The following is a 23,656-nucleotide window of genomic DNA, read 5'->3' as shown; positions in this document are numbered from 1 at the left end:
AAAATTATGGCAAGTATTTACATGCGTGTTGACGGTCTTGACGTTAAAGGCGGTGCAACAATCGAAGAGCTGCAAACTGAACAGGGTAAAAAGGAAGGCTGGTTTGCAATCAAATCTTACTCATGGGGTGGTGTACGTAACGTAGCGATGGATATCGGTAACGGTAACAACGCTGACTCAGGCATGGTTGCTCTGAGCGAAGTTAACGTATCTAAAGAAGTTGACGGTGCGTCAGAAGACCTGCTGTCTTTCCTGTTCAACCCAGGTAAAGAAGGCCGTACTGTTGAGATTGCATTCACTAAGCCTTCAAGCGACGGCCAGGGCGCAGACGTTTACTTCCAGGTAATGCTGAAGAATGCTCGTCTAGTGTCTTACAACGTAAGCGGTTCTGACGGTTCTCAGCCATACGAAAGCCTTTCTCTGTCTTACGTAGATATTTCTCAGAAGCACCACTACGAGAAGGAAGGTGGTGAGATGGTTTCTGGCGGTATCGTTACTTACAACCTGCCGACCGGCAAAATGACTTCAGGTGCTAAATAACACCTTTGGCACACCACCTCGTGTGGTGTGCCTGTTTAGCGATAGAAAAATTCTTAACTAGGACACCGTTATGGCATTGAACTCACAACATAAGCGCGTCAGCAAGAACCGCGTCAGCATCACTTATGATGTTGAAACGAATGGCGCAGTAGAGACGAAGGAACTGCCGTTTGTCGTAGGCGTGATCGGTGACTTCTCGGGCCACAAACCAGAATCTGAAAAAGTGGATCTTGAAGAGCGCGAGTTCACAGGTATCGACAAGGACAACTTCGATACAGTGATGGGCCAAGTCCATCCGCGCCTTTCATACAAAGTCGATAACAAACTGGCGAATGACGACAGCCAGTTTGAAGTAAATCTGAGCTTCCGCTCAATGAAAGACTTCCACCCTGAAAATCTGGTTGAGCAGATCGACCCGCTGAAGCAACTGGTGGAAACCCGTAACCAACTGAAAGTGCTGCTGAGTAAAGCGGATCGCTCCCGTGATCTGGAACGCCTGCTGAAAGAAGTACTGCAAAGTGCTGATGCTATTCAGGGTCTGGCTGAAGAGCTTGGTCTGAACAAAGAGGGAGCTGAATAATGTCTACTGAACAACAAACTGCTGCCCAGGGCGCAGCAGAAGCTGAAGCGTCACTGAGCTTTCTTGATCGTGCCATTACTGCAACGGCTCAAACACCGGTAGATACAACCAAAGAGCTGCTGAGCATTCTGACGTCTCAGGCGCTTGACGGTACGGTGACCTGGGATAAGAACCTGACCCTGACGATTGAACAAGCTATCAGCGCAATCGACAGCAAAATTTCAGAGCAGCTGTCTGCCGTTCTGCAAAACGGCGACTTCCAGAAGCTGGAAGGTACCTGGCTGGGAATGCAGAAACTGGTTAAGAACAGCGAGCTTGGCCCTGATCTGAAGATCAAGATGGCCGACTACACCAAGGATGAGCTGCTGGAGCAGTTCGAAGATGCGCCAGCAATCGACCGCAGCCGCTTCTTCACCATGGTATACCAGGAAGAATTCGGTACAGCTGGCGGTCAGCCATACGGTGCCCTGATTGGTGACTACGAATTTGGCTACGGTGACGAAGACGTTGCCCTGCTTCGCTACATGGGTGAAGTGGCTTCTGCGTCACACGCTCCGTTTATCGCTGCAGCAAACGCTAGCATGTTTGATTTCAACTCATTTGCGACATTCGCAGATGGTAAGCCTGTTGCTGCCGGTTTTGATTCTCCTGCATATGCAAGCTGGAATGCTTTCCGTGAAAGCGATGATTCCCGCTATGTTGCTCTGACGCTGCCTAAGACAATTGCTCGTCTGCCATATGGCTCTGCAACTGTGCCTGTGAAATCTTTCGACTTTGAAGAGCTGAAGACTCGTGAAAACGGTCAGCAGATTGTTAGCTCAGACAAAGATTTCGTTTGGAGTAATGCTGCTTATGAATTCGGCCTTCTGCTGACTCAGGCATATACCAAGTACGGTTGGTGTACTGCAATTCGCGGTACTGACAACGGCGGTAAGGTAGAGAACCTGCCTAACTTTACTTACTACTCGGATGCCGGTGATCTTCTTCAGCAGTGCCCGACAGAAGTGAACCTGACTGATGAGCGTGAAAAAGAGCTGAGTGACCTGGGCTTCTTGCCGCTGGTTCACTACAAGAACACCAACTATGCAGTGTTCATGGGTGCTCAGACGACTCATAAACCAAAGACTTATACCGATCCTGATGCAACGGCGAACGCAGCAATTTCTGCACGTCTGCCATACACCATGGCTAGTAGCCGTATTGCACAGTACCTGAAGGTAATGGGTCGTGACCGTATCGGTTCAAACCTGGATCCAAATGACGTTGAAAAAGAACTGACTACCTGGATTGACCAGTACGTGAACCCGAATGCGATCGGTAACGATGCAAAAGCTAGCCATCCTCTGGTTGAAGCGAAAGTGACAGTTGAAGAGCAGGCGGGTCGCCCGGGTGCTTACTCTGCTGTGGCATACCTTCGCCCATGGCTGCAAATGGAAGAACTGTCTACCTCTCTTCGGATGGTGGCAAATATTCCTGGTTAATACGATTCGGGGATGTATGTCCCCGAATGGTTTTGAATTGGACCGTCGATGCATACTCATAATCAATCAACGTCGATTTCAACTTTGCTTGCTGAGTTACCCTGGCGTGAGCTGCTGTCGCTTGCCCGGGGGGATTCGACGATCCAATTCAAAGCGCTTTTGACCAAACTGATTGCCGGTCTGGATTCGGTGATTAGCGAACAGCTGTCGGAAGTGATTCAACATCAGCATTTCAAACAGCTGGAAGCCAGTTGGCTTGGTCTGGAGTCCCTGACTTCACTGCCTGTTTCCCAGCGTCGAGTAAAAGTAAAGCTGCTGGATCTGAGCTGGCACATGGTATCGAACGACTTGAATTACTCGTTTGATATCAAACAGACCGCGCTGTTCAAAAAGTTGTATTCCAACGAATTTGATACTGCCGGTGGTACGCCGTTTGGCTTGGTGCTGGTTGATCATAAAGTCACCTCAGATTACGGCGAGGATGCAGATCACGACGATCTCTATACGCTGCAACTGCTATCAGAACTCGGTGAGATGTCCTTATGCCCGGTAGTGATGGGCGTGGATGAGTTTTTCCTCGGCGATGATCCTAATCGCCAGCTTCATGACGGTGCTCGTGCCGAACGTATTCTTGAAAGCCGTGACTTTCTTTCCTGGCAGTTGCTGCGAGATAAAGCGTCAGCGCGCTTTCTCCATCTGGTGCTGCCTGAATATCTGTTACGAGAGCCATATCAGCAATACGCAGCCGGCTTTTTGTTCAACGAACTCAATAAGCGTGAAAACGCTTTGTGGGGAAACAGTGCTTACCTGCTGGCTGCCAATGTGATCAGTGAGTTTGACCGTATCAGCTGGTTCGGTTTCCTGCGTTCTTACGACGAATACGGCTCGCATGGTGCCATTGTCCGTCAGCCTGATTTGACAGCCAAAGTCGATATTTACAGCGAAGAGGACGGATTCTGGTCTGAACAGGGTTTTGTACCGCTTTGTAGTTTGTATCTCAGTGGTCAGAAGGGATTCTTCAGTAATCAATCGGTTTGGAAAGCGCCGGATGAGGCTTCCCAGCTGCTGGGTATGTTGCAGACCAACTTAATGGCATGCCGCTTTGGTCATTACATCAAGTCACAGATCCGCGATCAGATTGGTCGTTATGACAGTGTGGATGATTGTAAACGCAGCCTGGAACGCTGGCTGCAGAACTATATCAGTGAAGTGGATTACGGCGAAGATGCCATCATGGCGCGCTATCCACTGAAAGCGTGTGAAGTGCGTATTGAAGAAGCGCCGCATGATAAGACCCGTTATATGTGCCAAATCATGCTTCAGCCTCAGTACCAGTTTGAAATGATGGATGCGCAGGTGGTGCTGACCACCGCGGTATCCGGTGAGGAAGTGGGGCAGGCGTCATGAGTCTGATGGCAAAACTAACCCGAACATGGAGCGATGATGTGGATAGTGCGCGAGATGCCATTATCGACAACGTTTGTTCGTTGATCTCATGCCGTGCCCCGATCTGGCCGCAGGGTGCCGGGGATGAGACCGGAGTCTCTGACACTATTGCACACCTTGGGATCCGTAACGTGACCCGTTCACAAAGTAAATCGAGCAGTGATGTGCTGGTGGCTGAAATTACCGATCTGATCCGCCGTTATGAACCGAGGCTAAGTCAGGTAGATATTGACGTTCAGGAATCATCTGAAAGCCACAATCAGCTTCGCTTTCGTATCTCTGCGGTTATGGAAACCCGGCAGGGTGATGAAGCGATCGTGCTGGATTCTTTTCTCGACCTGAGCAGTAACAAATTAGATGTAAGGAAGTCGAATCTTGTCTGATACTTTTCTCTCTTATTTTGAGCAGGAGTTGCGTTTCATCCGGGAAGAAGCCTCGCAATTTGCCGAGCGTCATCCTGGTGCAGCCCGTTCACTTGGCATCAGCAAGGACAGTATCGACGATCCTCAGGTTGCACGCCTGATTGAGAGTGTGGCACTGCTTAACGGTAAGCTGCAGCACCGCCTGGATGAATCTTTTCCTGAGCTGACCGAAAGTTTGATCAGCCTGTTGTTTCCGCATTACCTGCGTCCGATCCCGTCATACAGCATGCTTGATTTTGAGATGAATGATGACGCAAACGCCGTTCATCAAATCCCGGCCGGTACAGAATTTGAAGTTCGTGATGAGCAGGGCGAAAGTGCGGCTTTCCGCACGACTGAAAATGTTGATCTGTTGCCTCTACAGATCGAGCAGGTCAGTGTGGCTTTTGCACCGTTTGAGCAGGCAAAGCCACGCGGGGCGGAAAACGCCAAAGCTCTTATTGAGCTTTCTATTTCTGCAATGGATGAAGGTATTGAGCTGTCTGAGCTGCCAATCGACATGCTCAAATTGCACCTGAAAGGTGAAACTCATTTTGCACTGCGTCTTTATGATCTGCTTTCTCAGGGCGTTTCTCAAATATGTTTATGTGCCAACGGTGAGTGTACAGAACTGGGACGCCAGGCGATGCAGCCAATCGGTTTTGATGTGGAAGAGACTATTCTTCCGTATCAGGCCGCGAGCTTTGGCGGCTTTAAGCTGCTGACTGAATTTTTCATGTTCTCTGAGCGTTTCAACGGCTTTCGCTTCGAGCTGGGTCAGGCGCTGAAGCGTGTGACCGGGCATCAGTTTAAGTTACAGATCTTCGTTGATGAACTCAGTGTTGATCTGGCACGCAGTCTTTCAGCTCAGCACTTTTCCCTGTTTACGACGCCGCTGGTGAATCTGCACCAGATGGTGTCGGATCCGGTTGAGATCGACTTTTTCAAGAAGCAGTACCCTATCGTCCTTGATGCCAATCAGGGCAGTGATCTTGAGCTGTTTGCCGTCGATCAGGTGCTGGATGTTACCGATGCAGAGCCAATTGAAATCCCGCAAATCTATGGTGAAAAATACCGTGGAGCCAACAGTGGCTTGCGCTGGCAACTGATGCAGACAATGCATGAACGTGGTGTGCTCGACAGTGGGCTGAAGGTGGCTGACCTTAGTCATATCAGTGCTGACAGTCAGCCGCGCACCTGGGTCGTTAATGCCACAGTGACCAACGGTATTAAAGCAAGTCACCTGCCGGTGACCAGCGAAGTCGAATGTCGAGAATCCCTGACGATTCCAGCAACAATGCAGTTGCTTCGCCGCCCGTCACTGCCTGTGCGTAGTAAAGATTCCAATAAGAATGTCTGGGCGCTGCTATGCCATTTGCATTTCAACTACCACGCAATTCTTGGAACTGACGATCCAAAGTCGACGCTGAAGAATGTTTTTGATCTTTATAACCATAGTCAGAGCTCGCAGAACCATGTCTATATCGAGTCGATTGTCGGTATTGATCAGGAACAGGTAGTCGCGCCGATCCGCGTGTCGGGAAAAACCTGTTTTGCTTACGGCACAAAAATCATAGTGACACTGGATCCGACGAATGTGAACGGCGGCATTGCCCTGTTCAGTCACCTGCTGGATCACTTCTTTGCTTATTTCGCCGGCTTCAACAGTTTTACCCAAGTCGATATCCGGCTTGAGGGTCAGGACGGTCTGTATATGGCTTTCCCAAGGAGAACCGGATGCAAGAATCTGCTCTGAATCGTCTGGCGAGCACGCAGTACAAGGCTGAACTCAGCAGAGCCTGGCAGCTTTTTAAGCACCGGGCTGAGCGTGCAGGTATCCGTCCGTCGGTACGTTTCAGTGCTGAGTTGCTTCCGGCTCACTACCGTACAGAGGTGACTCAGGTTTTTGCTGGCCAGGGGCAGGAATATGTACTGAAAACGCCGTTGACCGCACTGACAGGTAATCAGGGCGTTATGCCACGGGCTATGTTCCGTCAGGCCCTGAGTGCGAAGTTCGATTTGGGTGATGAAGCGCCGATCGATTTCTTTGACACCTTTAATAACCGCTATTTCAGGTTGTATTGCCAGACTGAGCTCAAGCATGACCTCACTGCTCAGCTGGAAGAAGAGACATTCAACTGGAATCGCCATCAGCTGTCAGTTTCAGAAATGCTGTCGAGCCTGTGCGGATTGGGTGAAGGCACCAATGCTTTGCCTAAGCAACACATGATCCAGTACACCGGTTTGCTGGGCCTAAAACTGACTTGTCCGATGGCGCTTAAAGCGCTGCTTGAAGATTATTTTGAAGCCGTGTTTGAGATTGACCGCAGTGAACTTGAATACCTGCCGCTGACGCCCTGTTCACTGAGTCAGCTGGGACCCGGTGGGCAGAACAATCAGTTAGGGATGGGCGCACTGCTTGGAAAAAGCACGCCGATGGCCGGGCAAAAGCTGAACATCAAAGTGTGTCCTCGTGATTACGGTCATTACCTCAGTATTCGTAATGACCAAAAGATGATCCGAGCCATTGAGCATATGGTTCGTAGCTACATGGGTGTGAACACCAAATTCAAGCTCTACATGAAGGTTAACAGTCATTACCTGCCACGTGTCAGGCTGACCAGTGACAGTAATCACGGCCTTAAAGTGGGGCAGTCTGCATGGATGAATAACCAGTCCGGTGCCAAGCAATTTGTGGAAATGCCACTTACAGCAAGTTAGGAAACGTCATGATAAATATTGAATTACAAAGCCTTGTTAAAAGGTTGACGCCAACCCTGAAAACATCTCTTGAAGCAGCAGCCGGAGAGTGTGTCAGCCGTGGTCATTTCTCAATTGAACCTGAGCACTGGTTCATTCAGTTGTTGCAGCAATCCGGCTGGCAAAAAGCGGTTGAGCAGGTATCAATGGCGAATGAAGCCCTCATCGAGCGATTGAGTGATCACCTGTCAGGTCTGCCGCGAGGTAATGATGCCGCTCCATCGTTGTCTCCGCAGTTGGTTGAGTTGCTGAAAGACAGCTGGATGGTGGCTTCGCTTAATCACAAACAACTGGCTGTAAATGAATTCCACCTGCTGATGGTGCTGAAACAGCGTATTGAGCAGGGTGCTTATAACGGTGTACTTAGCCAGTGGATCAATGCACTTTCTTCAGAATGGTTGCGTAGTCAGGCGGTTGCGCAGACAACACCCAGTGAAATCCCGGCAAACGCTGCCCAGGGCATGGTCAATGCCGAAACCGGTGACATCAGTACACCAGCGTTGGATAAGTACTCGCAGAACCTGACTCAGGCGGCGCGAGACGGTGAACTTGACCCGATTTCCGGCCGTGGTGATGAAATCCGCAAAGCTATCGATATTCTTTGCCGCCGTCGTCAGAACAGCCCAATCCTGGTCGGTGATCCTGGTGTCGGTAAAACCGCTATCGTAGAAGGTCTGGCACAACAGATCGTCGCTGGCAATGTTCCGCCGTCACTGGCGAACGTTGAGCTTCGTAGTCTGGATCTTTCCCTGCTTCAGGCGGGTGCCAGCATTAAAGGTGAGTTTGAAAACCGCCTCAAAGATGTAATTAGCGAAATCAAACAGTCGCCGACGCCGATCATCATGTTTATTGATGAAGCTCATACTCTTATCGGTGCCGGTGGTGCAGCTGGTCAGAATGATGCAGCGAATATCCTTAAGCCAGCGCTGGCGCGTGGTGAGTTCCGTTCTCTTGCTGCAACGACCTGGGCAGAATACAAGCAGTATTTTGAATCAGATGCGGCCCTGACCCGTCGTTTCCAGGTGGTAGCAGTCGGTGAGCCGAATGAAGAAGATGCGGTTCACATGCTGCGTGGTGTGAAGAAAAGCCTTGAGAAACACCACAACGTTAAAGTGATGCAAGAAGCAATTGATGCGGCGGTATCACTGTCTGTCCGTTACCTGCCGGAGCGTAAGCTGCCGGACAAGGCTATTAGCTTGCTGGATACTGCATGTTCACGTATTGGCCTGAGCCAGAGCGCAACACCACGCCAGCTGGAATCTATCGCCGAGCAGATCCGTTATGTCGAGAATGAAATCGAGACTCTGACTCATGAAGCGGCGCTGTGGTCGATTGAAGATGGTCGTACAGATGAAGCGAAGCAGCGTCTGGAAGATCTCAAACAGCAGCATGATGAGCTGGAAACTCGCTGGGGACAGGAAAATGCACTGGTAGCTGAAATCATTGAGTTACAGACGCAACTGGATAAGCAGTTCCTGGCTGGTGAAGACCTGAGCCTGAACGAAGAAAAAGCACAGCTGGCTGAAAAGATGGCAAAGCTGCATGAGATGCAGGGTGAACAACCGTTGGTGTTGCCGCAGGTAACACAGCAGACAATCGCGGAAGTGATCTCACTGTGGACCGGAATTCCGGTGGGCAACATGCTTAAGCAGGAAGTTGAGCGCCTGATGCACCTTGAAAGCCATATTGGCGAGCGTGTTATTGGTCAGGTAACGCCGATTGCCGAGATCTCCCAGGCGATCCGTATGTCTCGTGCCGGTCTGACCGATCCGCGTAAACCTGTCGGAGTATTCCTGATGTGTGGCCCGAGCGGTGTGGGTAAAACTGAAACGGCCCTGGCACTGACTGATCTTCTGTATGGCGGTGAGCGCAATATCACGACCATCAACATGACTGAGTTTAAAGAAGAGCACAAAGTTTCCATGCTACTGGGCTCTCCGGCCGGTTATGTCGGTTACGGTAAAGGTGGTGTGCTGACTGAGGCTGTACGCAAGAACCCGTACTCTGTTCTGCTGTTGGATGAAATGGAAAAAGCACACCCGGGCGTGCATGACATCTTCTACCAAATCTTCGATAAAGGCTCGATCTCTGATAGTGAAGGTCGCGAAATTGATTTCCGCAACACCATTATCATCATGACATCGAATGCGGCAGACAGCGCGGTGGTAAATGGTTGTGCAAATGGCCGCCCTTCAGTACCAGAGCTGACACAGGAGATTTTCCCTGAGTTGCAGCGTTTCTTTAAACCGGCATTCCTGGGCCGTGCGACTATCGTACCGTACTTCCCGCTTAACGATGAAGAGATGGCTCAGATTGCACGCTTGTCGCTTGGTCGGATCGAAAAACGTGTCCGTAGCCATTACGGTGCCAGCTTCTCGTATAGCGAAGAGTTAATCGAGCACCTGATTGGCCTGAATCACTCTCCGGAAACTGGTGCTCGTGCTATCGAGCAAATCATTAATCGAACCCTGATGCCAGAGCTGGCAACTCAATGCATTGTTCGTATGAGTGAGGATAAGCCTGTAACGAACATTACTGTCACTATTTGTGATGGCTCGATTCAAACCACCATTAATTAAGAAAACTGGCAGAAGCGTGGCTGTACATCTTTGTTAAGACGCTTCTGCGGGATTTCTACCTACGTGAGGATATTTTATGCATGAGAATTTAAGTAAAGCTTATGACTTTGGTAAAGGAATCAATGATTTTGCTGGTAGCGAGGGTAAGTTAAAAGATCGCGTAGACCTTGCCGGTAATGTTGTTGATTTAACAACAAATATTGTTGATTCAACGCCGCTTTCTGAGGTTTTGAAAAAACCTATGGCTAAGCTTGATGAAAATGCCGCCAAGCTTGAGCGAACCAAAATTGTCCAGAATGTAAAAGATAAGTTTTCATCGAATATCAGCCGAGTTGTTGCTCAGAAAATGCACGCATCAACAATGGTTAAAGCCACTGCTTGTGATCGTGTTGGTTATATGATGAACGCCCATTCTGCTCAAGATTTTATGGATCAGACTTCGGCAACTTATTCAAAATTCCAGCAATCTCGTGGATATAAAACACGACGGAAACTACATGATCAGTTCCGCGTTGCTAAGAAGAACCCTCAAAAAATTGCAATGCTTCCTTTAGGCCTGATTCCAGATGGTGGCATTACCAAAAAAGTAGTTGGCGGTCTTGTTTATTTAGGTGGTAAAGGGACAGAAGCTCGCAAAGCTCGTAAGAAGAAAGAGTACTCATCAGGTAACAAAGCGGTACTTGAGCAGCAAATGGGTGCAAGGGAAGCACAACGTAAGGTTGCAAAATGGCAAGCGAAAGACATCGCAGAGCTTGGTCCGAAACTTCAAAGGAATCTGTATAAGTTAAAGCAGTCCATTGCAATGCTCGAATCCCGGGAAGCCGATGTGAATGCTAAACGTGCCCACGCAGCAACAATTCCGTCAGCAGCGGCAGCAGCGGGTGCTCTGGGTCAATTGCAGGTTAGTAATGTTGATTTGGCTATGAGTTTTCACGAAAGCAAGCACTACATTGAAAAAATAACCCAGATGTGTGAAGTGATGGAAAAAACAGCTTTCGAAACTCGTGCTCATATGGCTTTTCTTGAGGAGCTTCTTGAGCAGACCGAGACAACGATTAGGGCTAATGCCGAGGCTCTCTATGATTAAGTAGCCTGCTCGAAAACCCTTTTCTCCCTCTTTTTAGTAATAAATAAAAAGGGGGAGACAGGTTTGTTGCTAGTTTTAGTAACAGTTTTCGGTTTGAGTTGTTAATAACGAAAGAACTGAAAAACGATTTGATGTGCAACTAAATATAAAAAACAAGAACGAACTTAAGCGCATATTAAAAAGCAGTAATTATTTTGAATTTATGATTTGAGTACGATAGTGAAGAAAAATCCATTTACACCACAGCAACTTCAATGGTTACGAAGTTCACTTAAAATTGCAGTTGTTCATGGTGGCGAAAAAACAGAACCCGATAATTTTATCTATGAAAATTTAAGCCCGCGTTCAACCAAAACTTACGAGCCGGTTGCTCACGATATTGCCAATGCATTGCGTGAGTCCGGTTTTTGCCACGTTGATGTGCTGCCGGAAGATATCCAGTTGGCACATGCCCTTCGTGAAAAGCAGATTGATTTAGTAATTACTAACAGTGGTGGTTTGCAGGGGTTTGACTCCATGTGCCACCTGCCTTCTACGCTGGAAATGCTCGGTGTGCCTTATGTCGGCCACTCACCGATGACAGCGGGTATTCTGGATAACAAGCACCTGTTCAAACACGAAATTAAATCAGCCGGTTTGCCAACCGCACCTTTTGTCACTGTCGGCATTGATGAAGATTTTTCCAGTGAAAGTAAGCAACGCGCTATTGATGAGATCGAAGCTCGTTTTACGGAAGGCTTTATTGTTAAACCGGTATCCGGTCGTGCGTCGATTCATGTTTACCCGGTATTTGATCGCAGCGAGTTGGCATGTGTCGTTGAGCAGGTTCGCAAGGCTACCAACAACACAGTCATGATCGAACCCTTCCTTGGCGGTCGAGAGTTTGTCGTTGCTGTTGCCGGTGAGTATGTATTCAAGCAAGGCAAACTGGAGCAGTTGTCTAATCCGTTGGCATTTTCGATCACTGAGCGTGTATTGGAAGATGGTGAGGCAATTTTCACATCAATGGATGTTAAGCCGATCACTCAGGATCGCCTGATTGCTGTATCTGATGAGCCGCTGCGCAGTGAACTGGCTCAAATCGGCCAGAAGATCTTCCGTCAGTTGGGCCTGCAAACATTGGTTCGCGTCGATCTGCGAATGGATAAGGCCGGTAACCTCTACGTACTGGAGACCAATCCAAAGCCGGACCTTAAGCGTCCAGAGGGCAATAAGATCAGCCTGGTTTGTCATGACCTGAAACGTGAAGACATGAGCTACACCGACCTGATCCAGTCTATGGTTTTCAACCGTCTGTCGTTCCTGAAGGAAAGACGCCCGCAAACTGTGGCGCATTGCCTGGATGAGCGGTTCGATTCACTGGCGCAAGCCTAGGAGCCGTAGTTGGACACGATTAAGCAATACAGCCGACTTTTGCTGGGAGCACTGTTAGTGGTGCTTTCCCTGTCACTGATTTTTGTGGTGGGGTATGCGCAGGCACTGAAAAGTTACCAGCAGCAAAGCCGGGATGCGGTTCTGGCTCAGACGGAAGCCGCTCGTATCGGTATCGAGCAGATCCTGAGCTCCGGCGTGCCTCTGCATGATATCGCCGGGCTGGAAAAGGTGCTGTCACCGATTGTTCAGGCTGATCGTTCGGTTGTAGACATCCGGGTGATCTCCGGCCAGCAAGAACTTTACCGCTACACTACCGATGATTTTGACGGCAGTCTGATCACCATTCCACTCAGCAATAAGTTTGCTCAGGTCGGTGTGCTTGAAATCCTGCTTAGTGACAGTGAAGTGGAAAAGGCGATCAATGAGAGCTTTCGTCCAATGATCGGTCTGATTGCGATTTTGGTTGTGCTATTCGTGTTCATGGTGCTGCGCAGTGACGATCCGCGCATTTACTTCACCGCTTTTGGCATGGTGTTTCTGACAATGTCAGTTTGCGTGATGATGATGGTGGGGGCGCTGTATAAATCCGGTCTGGAAAATAAAGCTAACTCCATGGCCAATATTGTTACCCAACGTCTGGCTCCGGTACTGACTTTAGGTATCAATCCTGACCATGTCAGTGGCATGGATGCCATGCTTGATAGCTTTCGCCAGTCGAACAAAGAAGTATCCGGTATTGTCGTAGAAAGTCAGTCTCGCCTGATTGCCCGCAGTCAGGGTGACCAGGCGATGGCAGCCGTTGAAAGTGTGGCGCAGTTCCCGGTTGCCGACAGCAAGGGGAACAAGGTAACCATTTCATTCCATCCGAAGGCTTTGGTTTCTAAGCTGTTACAAATCCTGAAAAACTTCGCCATCTTGTTTGCCGGGTGTGCGTTTATCTGTTTTGCCTTTATTCGTTTGCTCAGTCAGTCGAAAAAGAAGCGACGCTCAGATGTGGTACTGGCACAGATTAAACCTTTGCTACTGGTGACAGTGCTGATGGAGTCACTGATGGCGCCTGTGCTGCCACAGTATCTGACTCAGGTTGCGCTGGAAAATGGCGGTACTGAAGCTTGGTCGTCGTACTTTTTTACTGTCTACTTTGTCGGCTTTGCCGCGACCTTGCTGCCTGCTTCTCGCTTGGTGGAAATTTTCGATATCCGTCGGGTGCTGACCATTGGGATCATGCTTTCGAGTTTTGGTTGCCTGATGCTGGCTTATGACTCGCACTTAGTGACGGTGTTGGCGGCGCGTCTGATGTCCGGTGTTGGCCAGGCGGTGATCTTTATTTCCGTTCAGGGCTATATCCTGCGTTTTAGCGATCAGTCTAATAAAACCCAGGCTGCCGGTATTATCGTGTTTTGTTTCAATGCCGGGTTTATCTCCGGTGCCGCGATTGGTGCGCTGTTGGCTGATTCGCTGGGTGAAAGCGGTATCTTCCAGCTGTCTGCGCTGGTGGGCGGACTGATGTTCCTGTTCAGCATGGTGCTGCCTTCGATGAAGGCGAAAAGCGGCAATAAAGGCACTCTGGTTGATAACCTGAAAGCCATGATGCGAGATTCGGCTGAGCTGATCCGCGTTCCATCCTTTATTCGCACTATGCTGCTGGTGGGGATTCCGACGAAGATGATGCTGACGGGTGTGGTGTCGTTTGCTGTGCCGATTTTGCTGAGCCAGAAAGGTGTTGCTAAAGAAAGCATCGGTCAGGTGCTGATGGCATACGCATTTGCTGTGTTGTTTATCAGCGGCAAAGTGTCACCGCTGATTGATAAGTTCGGTTCGAGTAAGTGGGCACTCTGCCTGGGGAATGTGATTGCTGCGTTGTCACTGGTGGTGCTTGGCGTCGCTTTTGCGTTGGAAGATGCCGGTTATACCGTTTATGTCGCGACAGCCTCAATGCTTGTCATGGGGATCTCCCATGGCTTTATTAATGCACCGGTTGTCACCCACGTAGTGAGTTCCACAACCGGAAACAGTGCCAACTCTGTTGCATCAACTTATCGCTTCCTTGAACGCCTTGGCCATGTAATGGGATCTGTGGTGGTCGGTCAGCTGATCGCGTCTTTCGGCAATCAGTCTGCGTTTTGGGGGCTGGCAGGCTTTTTTGCCTTCGCTGGCGTCACTATGTGGTTGTTTGACCGTCCGGCAAAGCAGGAGGTAATGGCATGATCAATCGTTACCTGATGTCGTTGATTATCTGTTGCTTGTTGGCCTCGGGGGCTGCAATGGCGAACTGGCCTCAATGGCTTGGCGAAGAAATAAATACCCAGCACCAGGCGGACTGGAAGATTGAACCGGCAGGTAATTCGGTCACATTCATTCCTCGAGGTGAGCAGCCGAAAGTTTGGGTGCTGATTTCCCGTAAAGCTCATTCTTATGACACAGCACTGTCAACCATGTTGACGGTCTTTCGCCGAGAGCTGAGTAGTGCGACATTCCGTATTTTTCTGCTTCCGGATAATCCGGCTACATTACAGCGCTGGATTCAGGTTGCTGAAGAAAATGCCAACCTGATTTATACCGTCGGATCTAAAGCAACTGTCGCTATGCATAAGGTATATGCAGGTGGCAAGCTGCCAGTGGTGTCGGTCAATGCCAAAGATCCGGTATTGCTTGGCCTGACAAATAGCTATGAGACCAGCGGTGACAATTTTGCATTTACGTCACTGAACCTGCCTGCTGATATCACTTTCAGTTTCCTGCGCCGTTTTAAGCCGGAGCTGACTCAAATCGGCATCCTGTACGCAAAAAGTAATACCAGTGCGTATTTGACGCAGTACTTGCCGCTGAAGGAAGAAGCGGAACAGCATGGTGTGCAGGTTTTCCCGATAGAAGTTGATGAGGGTGTGCGGGGCAGTTCATTGCAGGCTGTTATGAAGCGTCAGGTGGCTGCAATGAAAGCAGCTGATCCTGCGTTGGAAAACTCTTTGCTCTGGCTGACAGGCAGCTCCAGCCTGCTTGATCGTGTCGATGACATCTACACCTTTTCTGACAAGTTGCCAATGCTGACTGTAGTGCCGGATGCGGTAAACGGCAGTGAAAACAGTGCGCTGATGTCAGTTGGTGTCAGCTTTGAAAATAACGCCCACCAGGCGGCCTTGTACGGCATCCGAATTTTGCGGGACGGTGAAGAGCCAGCCTCTTTGCCAGTTGGCTTGCTATCACCGCCTGATATTTCCATCAGCTTTAAACAGGCTGAACGGATTAATGCGCAGATCCCGTTTGTATTGATTGAAATGGCCAGCGACATCTACGCCCATAATGGCGGGATGATTCGTGCCGCCGGTATGAGTATGGAGACCTCCGACCTATGAAGCAGTGGCTTTCGATTGCTCTGATGCTGACATTGACCGGAGCCAGTGGCTCAGCTCTGGCTGATAACCGACCAGAGCGCCTGTTACTGGCGACTCAAGAATGGTTTCCTTACCAGTATCAGGAAAACGGAGAGATGAAAGGCTCCGGTATCGAAAAGATCAAGTGTGTACTGAAGGTGATGGAACAGCCTTATCAGCTGACGATGACCAGATGGGACCGGGCTCAGTTGCTGACAGAAGTCGGCACTCAGCACGGCTTTTTCCTCGCTTCTCATAACGTCAAGCGAGATGAATATGCTGTTTATTCTTTTCCTGTATCCGAACAGAACTGGAGCTGGTTTTCGCTTTCAGGTCTGACGGATGTTAACAGCAAAATGTTCAAACGACAGATTGAAGTTGCGGCGTTATTCGGCTCCAACAAATGGTTCTGGCTGCACAAGAACGGTTATCGCGTCACTAAGAATCCTCGCTCGCCAAAAGCCATGCTTGAGCTGATGCTCAATGGTGAGGTTGGGGCAATCCTGGGTAATGATGCGGTGATTGAAGAAACCATCAAAAAGATGGGTATCAGTTACCGAGCCATTTCTAAAACCCGGGTTCAGTCTCAGCCGCTGGGTGTGTATTTCTCGAAAGCTTTTGTTGAGAAATACCCGCAGTTCTTAGCTGAATTTAATCGCGCATCGAAACAATGTAAGGGTAACTAATATGCCTCTATCAATAAGAATTATCAGTTCTCCTGAAGGTGAGAGCATTTCGGAATGGAACAAATCGTTCCCGGAAGACGGAGGAGATATTGGTCGCGCTTTCGGCGCCGCCATGCAGCTAAGTGATGCGCGACGTGAAGTTTCCGGTACTCACGCCATTATCCGAAAAACCTCGCGCGGCTATCAGGTCATGGATAACAGCACGAATGGTTTGTTTATCAATGGTTCCGCTTCCCCGCTGGGTAAAGGTAACCAATCAACGCTTAACGATGGTGATGTGCTGGATATCGGTAAGTACCGCTTGCTGGTGTCGTGCTTTATTCCGGAGCAGGCGAAAGCACAGGATTTCTCAGCTGCCGGACAGGGTAACTCAGTATTCGGTGATGACCCGTTCAGCAATGAAGCAGAAGCTTTTCCTGAACCTCAGGTTGTTCAGGCTGAAGAGTCTGCTTTTACTTTTGCAGCAGCCACTCATGAAGTTGTTGCCGATGACCCGTTTCTGGCTGAAGAAGTTGAAAAGCGCACTGAACGTCGTGAGTTCGATTTGAGTTTCTCTGCCTTTGATGATGATCCTTTGGCAGACGCTGAGTTGCAGGTGAACCTGCCGACTCATATGTCCGAGTCTCAATCAAAGCCTGAACTTCAGTCTCAATCGAATATGGGAGCTCAAATGGGACTGACGGAGTTTCGTCACCATGAGCAGCGGATGCAGGAGCAGATGGATAAAGCGCTGGAAATGGCGCTGAACCGTTTGCTGGCAGATATCTCGCCAGAGGCGACAGAATCTATGTTTGATTACCTGACGACGCCAGGGTTCTGGTCGCGCAAGCCAAAGTACTGGGATATGTACAAGCGCCATTTCAACCGTCAGGTAGAAAGTCGTGACTGGCACATTAAGTTCCATGCGTATTTTCATGATGCGCTTCGTCTTCAGCGCAACATGGACGGAGGTAGCTAATGATTAGGGTAATCACTTCGCTGTTACTGGCGGCATTGCTGTCCGGTTGCAGCTTTTGGGGCGATGAGGTGCTGGCACCTAGGCTGGTACTGAATATTCAGGCTGCCTCAAATATCAATCCGAATGTGGAAGGGAAGCCTTCTCCGGTGGAAATCAGGGTTTATCAGCTGACTGATAGTCAGGCTTTTTCACTGGCGGATTTCATTCAGATTTATAACGATGAGCAGGGCGTATTGAAAGCCGAGTTACTGGTTGCGCGCCAGCTTGCCAGCGTATTGCCGGGGGAAACCCGTAAGGAAACCTTACCGCTGGCGGCCAATACCAAATTCATAGGTGTGATTGCCGGGTTTGCCGATTATCGCGAAGCGAAAAACAAAGTGATTTATAAGCCGATGATTGTCGGATCGGCTGCCATCAATATCGAGCTGGATGGCATCAACCTGTCTGTTTCGGGTGAAGAGGAAGAATAATGGATAGTAACAAAGTCGTCTGGAGTGAAGGGATGTTCCTTTCTCCGCAGCATTTTCAGCAGCAGGAACGCTATGTTGAAAACTTTACCCGTGAATTCGCCGGTCAGATGGTGCCACAGTGTTTTGGTTTAACACAGCTGGAGATGGACCGCTCAATGCTGAACATCGGTAAGGTGTCGGTACGCCGAGCAAGAGGTATTTTCCCTGACGGAACGCCGTTTGAAATCAAACAGGCACTGGTGCTGGATATCCCTAAAAATACCAATCACAAGAAAGTGTACCTGGCTCTGCCTGTGTCCCGTTCAGGTGCGGTTGATGTCGGTGAGGATCAGCGTTTGCGCCATAAACCGCTTGAACACAATGTTTTTGATACCAGCCGAGAGCACAGTGATGCGGTTCAGTTAGAGCTGGCTGAACTGAATATTGAACTCAAACTGGAAGGCGAAGAGCTTCAGGATTACACCCTAATTTCGGTGGCTGATGTCAGCGAACATAAGTCAGAAGGGGCGGTAATACTGAACCAGGCTTTTGTTCCTCAGTGTCTGCATTTTGGTGTGTCGAATTACCTTAAAGATTGTGTTGCAGATGTGTTTGCTCAGGTGCAGTACCGCGCCCGGACAATTTCGACCCGTTTACAAGCCGAAAGTAATAGTAAGAGCTATCAGGCACTGATGCGCGATTATCTCTGGTTGCAGGTGTTGGGCAAATGGATGCCGTTGCTGGAGCAGTGGAATGAAGACGCCACTTTGCTGACCAAACAGCTTTATCTCGAATGTACTTCAATGGCAGGACAGATGCAGGGGCTGGAAGGGAAGATGCCGAAGTCTTTCCCGATTTGGAATCAGAATGATCTGTACGGGATTTTCTCTTCTGTGTTCTCTGAGTTGTTGGTGCTATTGCGTGAAGTGCAGATCGACAATGTTTCTACTTTGAAATGGGATACCCAGCTATTTGCTACACGCCGCTTGTTGCGCACTCTGGTTCAGGATCGCAGCCTTTACAATGAAGGCCGTTTCGTTCTGGTTGCTACGTCCTCAATCGGTGCATCCCGTCTGGGCGAAGAGTTCCCTAAAGCGACTAAGCTGGCGGGTAACAGTGATATTGCCGGTCTGGTGCGTAATGCCCTGTCCGGTGTGCCGCTGCGCCACCTTCCTTATGCCCCTTCCGAGCTGAAGTCACGCCATGATGCCGCTTATTTTGAAGTTGATACTAAATCAGAGCTCTGGCAGTCGCTGGTGAAAAAAGACGAAGCGATTGCGCTGCATATTGACGAGCGTATCGAAGACATTCACGTTGAGTTTCATGTGATTAGGTAGGTGAGTCGTGTCCGGATTATTTAATGAAGAGCCAACCATTCAGGTTCGCCGTACCCAGGCAAGTGCGCAGCCGACACAAACAGCGAGCCGACCAAGTGAGGTGGATCTGTCGGGCACAGAGCGCCTGATTGAAAACCTGGCTGTTTATGGCAGCCCATTGCTCAATGCCGCTACTGAATTGTTGGGTATTCTGGTTACCGTGCCGCGTCAGGGCTCACCGCGCGATGTCGATCGTTTCCGTCAGAAGCTATTGGATGCGATTGCTGTATTTCGCCAGCGTGGTCTGTATCTCGAATATCACCCGAGCATTATTGAGAAAAGCTGTTTTGTGCTGTGTGCCGCTTTTGATGAGGCAATTCTTTATACCTCATGGGGTGAGCGTACGCGTTGGGAAAATCACTCTTTGCTGAGTAAGGTTTTCTCGCAGCGAAACGGTGGTGAAGTCTTTTTCGCTTTGCTCGACAAAGCCAGCCAGCAACCTGCCAAGCTGGTGGATTTTATCGAGCTTCAGTACGTGTTACTGATGCTGGGATTCAAAGGTCGTTATCGACACGGTGATGAAAGCCGGTTGCATGAGATTAAATCTGATGTTTACGCCCTGATCCGCCATTACCGGGCAGAAAGCCCGATGCCGGTTCCGCGCACACCGGAACTTATTGAAGGCAAGCAGCCGTGGCACATGCTCAGTATGGGAAAAATGCTAGCGATAGCCACGCTGGTGATGGCATCCGGCTATGGGGCTTCTGAGTACTGGTATATGAACCGCAGCCAGCCGATTTTGCAGCAGTTCAGTACTATCGACATGTCGGGCGTGAGCCTGAGAAAAGCCAGTCAGGATCTGATTTACCTCAGTACAGAGGCCGATATCGGCCATGCAGCTGTAAGCGAAAAACCGGAAGAGGAGAAGCCAAAAGCCGCTCCGGCTCAGCAATGGGAAGTGGTATTGGCGGTATTCTCGCGATCAAGTGACGCCGTGCGTCTTTCCTCTGAGTTGAAGCAGTCCGGTTATGACGCATTTACCCGAGAAACTGACCATGGGATAGAGCTGTTTATTCGTGCTGGTGACAACCTGGCTGTGATTCGCAAGCTGAAGAACGAGCTGAACGTTCGCTACGGTCTCAACGCGACGATTCGAAGAGCGCAGAAGTAACATGATGAAAAAAGTATTGGCAATTTTAGCTGCTGTGTTGGTTGTAGGTGCAACCATTGGTCTTTGGTTATTGCTACCGGCAGAAGAACTGAACTGGCTGAAATACACAGCAACTACTATCAGCACCGTGACTGTTATCCTGGTGCTGTGGTGGTGGTTGAAAACACGTAAAAAACAGCAGCAGGATACGGAGCTGCACGATCAACAAGTCCTGCTTAAGCAGGATACCCGCGTTATTCAGCAGTTGTTCGCTCAGGCGACCAGGAAAATTCGAGGTCACGGACGTAATAAGCTCGACAGCTTGTACAGTCTGCCGTGGTACTTGGTTCTGGGCGGCGAGAAAGACGCAAAAAGTGCAGTGTTACAGCAAAATGGGTTGGAGCCTGTTATTGAACATCATCTTGATGAGAGCGATACCGAGCAGTACCTGCGATTCTGGAGTAACGATCATGCCGTGGTTGTCGAAGTAGGTCACCGCATTTTTGATAGCGAAGGGGTAGATGAAGCGCTGTGGCAGGTGTTGTCTCAGCAACTGTTGAAGTACCGTCCTCGCCAGGGTCTCAACGGCATCATCACCATCATTGGCTGTGATCGTCTGTTAAAAGGTGACCGAAAAGAGCGCCAGAAGCTTAGCAGCATTTATCAGGAAGCAGCCCTGTCGATGAGTGGTGCGCTACAGCTGAACTTGCCGGTTTACAGCCTGTTTTCTAAAGCCGACAGTATTGCTGACTTTATCGAGTTTTTTGAAAGCTTTTCGGGATGTGACGTTGAGAATCCATTTGGTGTGACGTTCCCGTGTGATGCTTCCCGTCGTTTTGATAAGCATTATTTTGAAGGCCAGATAAAGGAGTTGTTGAAGTCTCTGGGTCAGCAGCAGTTCGAACTGTTGAGAAATATCAGCAGTGAAAAATCCGGTTCAGTGATTGGCCTTCCTTACCAGCTACGCATCTTTTTTGAGCGTGCTAATGAGTTACTGACGGAAATTGGGCGTGAAAACCGTGTTCGGGAAGCTGTCTGGATCCGTGGTGCTTACCTGCTTTCTTCAGGACAAAAAGGGCCGGTGCATGATCTCTTGTCTCAGGTGGTTGCTGATCGCGCTGAGTTCAACACCCAAAGTACTCGTGAGCAACTTCCTTCTCGCCGCAGTTACTTTACATCTCGTCTGTTTAGCCATGTGATTTTACCGGAAAAGGGAATTACGGGTGTAAACGAATGGCGCCATGCCGGTTATCTGGCAGCCCGAACAGTGATCCTGTTGATGGTTGTCAGTGTTGTTTCAATGGCTGGTTTGCTCCTGAAGAACAACTGGAACAACGACGAGCTGTGGCGTGCCGATGCAATGGCTCAGCTACGCCTGTATGGCAGCGATATTCAAAGACTGGAGAAGAATTACTCTATGTCGGAGATGATTGCGGTGCTTAACGAGCTTCGTAGTGTTGCTGTTCAGGGCATTGAGCCTAAAGCCTGGTATCAGCAGGTTAGTGTTAAGCAGAGTGATACTGCCGAGCGCATCTACAGCACGTATGAGGAACAGTTGAACGTAATTTTGCTGCCTAAGCTGGAAGAGCTAATCAGTAGTGAGTTGTATGTTTACGTCAACCTGGGGAACCCGAGTAAGATCTTTGAAATCCTGCGTTACTACCAGATGCTGTTTGATCGTCAGCAACTGGATATCAACGAGATGCAGACTTATTTGTTAGATAACCTGAAAGATCAGGGGGATATCTCTTCAGATGATATCAATATTCTTTCGCTGCTTATCGATGATCTGTTCAATAGCAATTACGAGAAACACCTCGATCCGAATCAGGAACTGATTGCTGTCGCATCCAACAACCTTGAAGGTTTATCACCGGAGCGACTGATTTACGCGCGTATCAAGAGTCTGCCGGAGTATCGCACCCAAGTTGATGTTCGCCGTCAGCTGGGTGATAAGTTCGATACCATGTTTGAATTTTCAGACGACTTCCACGGCTACCTGATCCCGGAGATCTTTACTAAACAGGGATACAGCCAGGTTGATTTGACGGCAAAGTCAGAACTGTTACGACGTCAGCTAAAAGAGTTTAAGGCTATTCAGGGCGATATGTCCGGTGCTTCGGTTACTGAACTGACGGACTTAAGCAAGCAGATCCAGCGTCTTTATTTTGCTGACTACATTTACTACTGGAAAGATCTGGTTAACAACATCCACATAAAACAGTTTGGCTCACCAACAGAGTTTGCGTATGCACTGAAGAGTGCACGTGAACCAGCAACCAGCCCTGTTCTGGATGTGTTAGGTGCAGTTGTTGTTAATACAACGTTGGCAGTAGAAGAGCAGCCGGATACCAAAGGCAACAAACGACTGGCTCGACAGCTTGGTCTGAAGAAAGCATCAAAAACGTTGCGTAAAGCTGATCGGATTAACCGTGCAGTGGGTGACAAGTTACTGCGTCTGCAACCGTCTTTTGTGGTTAACGAAGCTTTCATCGCATTCTCCAATTACGTCAATGGGGTTGGTAAATCAGGTGAAGTTGTACCACTGGATAACCTGATTCAGGAATTCGATGTGCTTAACACCTACTTTGATGTTGCTTTGTCGAGCTCTGAGCCGGGTAAAGCGATGCATGAGTATGCGCTGGCGCATGCGAAAGGTAGTCAGGATGCAATTGTTGAATTCCAGCGCCAGAGCGGCAAAGCGCCTGGACAGGTAGCGAAATGGACGAAAAGCATTGCTAAACAGGCTTGGGGACAAGTTGTTAACGGCAGTGTGGGTTACCTGAATAAACAGTGGGATGAGCGTGTTTATGAGTTTTATGTAACAGCAATTGAAGGACGTTTCCCATTTGCTATGCAGGGCCGAGGTGAAGTTGACCTTAGTGACTTTACTCAGTTTTTCAAACCGAAAGGCCGCGTTGATCAGTTTGTTGATGAACTGCTTAAGCCATTCGTTTATTGGGATAACGGCGTACTTAAGTTGAACCATGTTGATGGCCTCACGCTGCCAATCAGCCCTGAATTGCGCTCTCAGCTACATAAAGCTCGTAAGTTGAGTCGGGCATTCTTCGGGCCGACCGGGCAGGAACTGGCGCTTAAACTGGAGCTGAAAGCCAGCTCAATGAGTACGTCGGTAACAGAATTCCAGATCCGTGAAGCTGAGACTGTGTTCGGATACCGACATGGTCCTCGAGTCTGGAAAGATATCAGCTGGCCGACAACCAGTGTTGAAGGGTATTTGAGTACGAATTTCTACCAAGGAAAGAATCGGGTAGCGATGCGATCTTACTCTGGTCAGTGGGCATTATTCCGAATGCTGTTTGATGGTGAGTCCAGTGCAACTGCCGCGCGTCTTGTGCGCAAACTGAATTACAAGGTCAGCGGAAACAACATTGTTGTTGATTATACGCTGCGTGATTCGAATCAGACGCTGGATAAGTCGCTGTTTACCGCGTTTTCACTGCCTGGCGAGATTTAA

Annotated in this window: 18 protein-coding genes; all 18 read left to right on the top strand. The window is 49.2% G+C overall.

Annotated features, from left to right (window positions below; all coding sequences use genetic code 11):
* Positions 1 to 6 precede the first annotated feature (6 nt).
* The 18 genes from AACQ93_RS23590 to tssM all read left to right on the top strand — a co-directional run bounded on the left by AACQ93_RS23590 (position 7) and on the right by tssM (position 23,656).
* The gene (locus AACQ93_RS23590; protein ID WP_007462753.1) at positions 7 to 540 is read left to right on the top strand and encodes an Hcp family type VI secretion system effector; all 534 of its coding nucleotides are present in this window, start codon (positions 7 to 9) and stop codon (positions 538 to 540) included.
* Positions 541 to 610: 70 nt separating this feature from the next.
* On the top strand, positions 611 to 1,120 hold the full coding sequence (tssB, locus tag AACQ93_RS23585; RefSeq protein ID WP_007462752.1) for a type VI secretion system contractile sheath small subunit: 510 nt from the start codon (positions 611 to 613) through the stop codon (positions 1,118 to 1,120).
* Positions 1,120 to 2,601 (top strand): type VI secretion system contractile sheath large subunit, encoded by a 1,482-nt coding sequence (tssC, locus tag AACQ93_RS23580; RefSeq protein WP_007462750.1) that lies wholly within the window; start codon positions 1,120 to 1,122, stop codon positions 2,599 to 2,601. The genes tssB and tssC overlap by 1 nt, the downstream gene beginning before the upstream one ends.
* Positions 2,602 to 2,649: 48 nt before the next feature.
* On the top strand, positions 2,650 to 4,008 hold the full coding sequence (locus AACQ93_RS23575) for a type VI secretion system contractile sheath domain-containing protein (protein WP_064609362.1): 1,359 nt from the start codon (positions 2,650 to 2,652) through the stop codon (positions 4,006 to 4,008).
* Positions 4,005 to 4,430: a type VI secretion system baseplate subunit TssE gene (tssE, locus tag AACQ93_RS23570; RefSeq protein ID WP_064609358.1), complete on the top strand. Its 426-nt coding sequence runs from the start codon at positions 4,005 to 4,007 to the stop codon at positions 4,428 to 4,430. Before AACQ93_RS23575 ends, tssE begins: the two co-directional genes overlap by 4 nt.
* Positions 4,423 to 6,204, top strand: coding sequence for a type VI secretion system baseplate subunit TssF (tssF, locus tag AACQ93_RS23565; protein ID WP_064609356.1), 1,782 nt, complete (start codon positions 4,423 to 4,425; stop codon positions 6,202 to 6,204). Before tssE ends, tssF begins: the two co-directional genes overlap by 8 nt.
* A complete protein-coding gene (locus AACQ93_RS23560; RefSeq protein ID WP_064609354.1) occupies positions 6,186 to 7,169 on the top strand; it encodes a type VI secretion system baseplate subunit TssG in 984 nt (327 codons plus the stop codon). The genes tssF and AACQ93_RS23560 overlap by 19 nt, the downstream gene beginning before the upstream one ends.
* An 8-nt stretch (positions 7,170 to 7,177) precedes the next feature.
* The gene (gene tssH / locus AACQ93_RS23555) at positions 7,178 to 9,787 is read left to right on the top strand and encodes a type VI secretion system ATPase TssH (RefSeq protein WP_064609352.1); all 2,610 of its coding nucleotides are present in this window, start codon (positions 7,178 to 7,180) and stop codon (positions 9,785 to 9,787) included.
* 76 nt (positions 9,788 to 9,863) lie between these two features.
* Positions 9,864 to 10,874 carry a hypothetical protein gene (locus AACQ93_RS23550; protein WP_064609350.1) on the top strand — a complete coding sequence of 337 codons (1,011 nt, stop codon included), beginning with the start codon at positions 9,864 to 9,866 and terminating at the stop codon, positions 10,872 to 10,874.
* 219 nt (positions 10,875 to 11,093) lie between these two features.
* On the top strand, positions 11,094 to 12,248 hold the full coding sequence (locus AACQ93_RS23545; RefSeq protein WP_064609348.1) for a D-alanine--D-alanine ligase family protein: 1,155 nt from the start codon (positions 11,094 to 11,096) through the stop codon (positions 12,246 to 12,248).
* Between the two features lie 9 nt (positions 12,249 to 12,257).
* Positions 12,258 to 14,456 (top strand): MFS transporter, encoded by a 2,199-nt coding sequence (locus AACQ93_RS23540; RefSeq protein ID WP_064609346.1) that lies wholly within the window; start codon positions 12,258 to 12,260, stop codon positions 14,454 to 14,456.
* A complete protein-coding gene (locus AACQ93_RS23535; protein WP_084419431.1) occupies positions 14,453 to 15,601 on the top strand; it encodes an ABC transporter substrate-binding protein in 1,149 nt (382 codons plus the stop codon). The genes AACQ93_RS23540 and AACQ93_RS23535 overlap by 4 nt, the downstream gene beginning before the upstream one ends.
* Complete coding sequence (locus AACQ93_RS23530; RefSeq protein WP_064609344.1) at positions 15,598 to 16,305, top strand: transporter substrate-binding domain-containing protein; 708 nt, start codon at positions 15,598 to 15,600, stop codon at positions 16,303 to 16,305. Before AACQ93_RS23535 ends, AACQ93_RS23530 begins: the two co-directional genes overlap by 4 nt.
* A gap of 1 nt (position 16,306) precedes the next feature.
* The gene (locus AACQ93_RS23525; protein ID WP_064609342.1) at positions 16,307 to 17,263 is read left to right on the top strand and encodes a type VI secretion system-associated FHA domain protein; all 957 of its coding nucleotides are present in this window, start codon (positions 16,307 to 16,309) and stop codon (positions 17,261 to 17,263) included.
* A complete protein-coding gene (tssJ, locus tag AACQ93_RS23520) occupies positions 17,263 to 17,733 on the top strand; it encodes a type VI secretion system lipoprotein TssJ (protein ID WP_064609340.1) in 471 nt (156 codons plus the stop codon). The genes AACQ93_RS23525 and tssJ overlap by 1 nt, the downstream gene beginning before the upstream one ends.
* Positions 17,733 to 19,049 (top strand): type VI secretion system baseplate subunit TssK, encoded by a 1,317-nt coding sequence (tssK, locus tag AACQ93_RS23515; protein ID WP_064609338.1) that lies wholly within the window; start codon positions 17,733 to 17,735, stop codon positions 19,047 to 19,049. Before tssJ ends, tssK begins: the two co-directional genes overlap by 1 nt.
* Positions 19,050 to 19,056: 7 nt before the next feature.
* Positions 19,057 to 20,199, top strand: a complete 1,143-nt coding sequence (gene icmH, locus AACQ93_RS23510; RefSeq protein WP_064609337.1) for a type IVB secretion system protein IcmH/DotU — start codon at positions 19,057 to 19,059, stop codon at positions 20,197 to 20,199.
* A gap of 1 nt (position 20,200) precedes the next feature.
* Positions 20,201 to 23,656, top strand: coding sequence for a type VI secretion system membrane subunit TssM (tssM, locus tag AACQ93_RS23505; RefSeq protein WP_064609335.1), 3,456 nt, complete (start codon positions 20,201 to 20,203; stop codon positions 23,654 to 23,656).

The organism is Photobacterium sp. J15 (genome assembly GCF_963870815.1).
In the GTDB taxonomy this organism is placed as follows: Bacteria; Pseudomonadota; Gammaproteobacteria; order Enterobacterales; family Vibrionaceae; genus Photobacterium; species Photobacterium marinum.
Note: the sequence above shows the minus strand (reverse complement) of the source record. Positions and strands in the feature narration are given on the sequence as shown.

Excerpts from the sequence above, each read along its gene's own strand:
- tssC (WP_007462750.1), top strand. The coding sequence starts at position 1,120 with ATGTCTACTGAACAACAAACTGCTGCCCAGGGCGCAGCAGAAGCTGAA.
- AACQ93_RS23590 (WP_007462753.1), top strand. The coding sequence starts at position 7 with ATGGCAAGTATTTACATGCGTGTTGACGGTCTTGACGTTAAAGGCGGT.
- tssE (WP_064609358.1), top strand. The coding sequence starts at position 4,005 with ATGAGTCTGATGGCAAAACTAACCCGAACATGGAGCGATGATGTGGAT.
- AACQ93_RS23575 (WP_064609362.1), top strand. The coding sequence starts at position 2,650 with ATGCATACTCATAATCAATCAACGTCGATTTCAACTTTGCTTGCTGAG.
- AACQ93_RS23550 (WP_064609350.1), top strand. The coding sequence starts at position 9,864 with ATGCATGAGAATTTAAGTAAAGCTTATGACTTTGGTAAAGGAATCAAT.
- tssB (WP_007462752.1), top strand. The coding sequence starts at position 611 with ATGGCATTGAACTCACAACATAAGCGCGTCAGCAAGAACCGCGTCAGC.
- tssJ (WP_064609340.1), top strand. The coding sequence starts at position 17,263 with ATGATTAGGGTAATCACTTCGCTGTTACTGGCGGCATTGCTGTCCGGT.
- tssH (WP_064609352.1), top strand. The coding sequence starts at position 7,178 with ATGATAAATATTGAATTACAAAGCCTTGTTAAAAGGTTGACGCCAACC.
- AACQ93_RS23560 (WP_064609354.1), top strand. The coding sequence starts at position 6,186 with ATGCAAGAATCTGCTCTGAATCGTCTGGCGAGCACGCAGTACAAGGCT.
- AACQ93_RS23535 (WP_084419431.1), top strand. The coding sequence starts at position 14,453 with ATGATCAATCGTTACCTGATGTCGTTGATTATCTGTTGCTTGTTGGCC.
- AACQ93_RS23525 (WP_064609342.1), top strand. The coding sequence starts at position 16,307 with ATGCCTCTATCAATAAGAATTATCAGTTCTCCTGAAGGTGAGAGCATT.
- tssK (WP_064609338.1), top strand. The coding sequence starts at position 17,733 with ATGGATAGTAACAAAGTCGTCTGGAGTGAAGGGATGTTCCTTTCTCCG.
- AACQ93_RS23530 (WP_064609344.1), top strand. The coding sequence starts at position 15,598 with ATGAAGCAGTGGCTTTCGATTGCTCTGATGCTGACATTGACCGGAGCC.
- tssM (WP_064609335.1), top strand. The coding sequence starts at position 20,201 with ATGATGAAAAAAGTATTGGCAATTTTAGCTGCTGTGTTGGTTGTAGGT.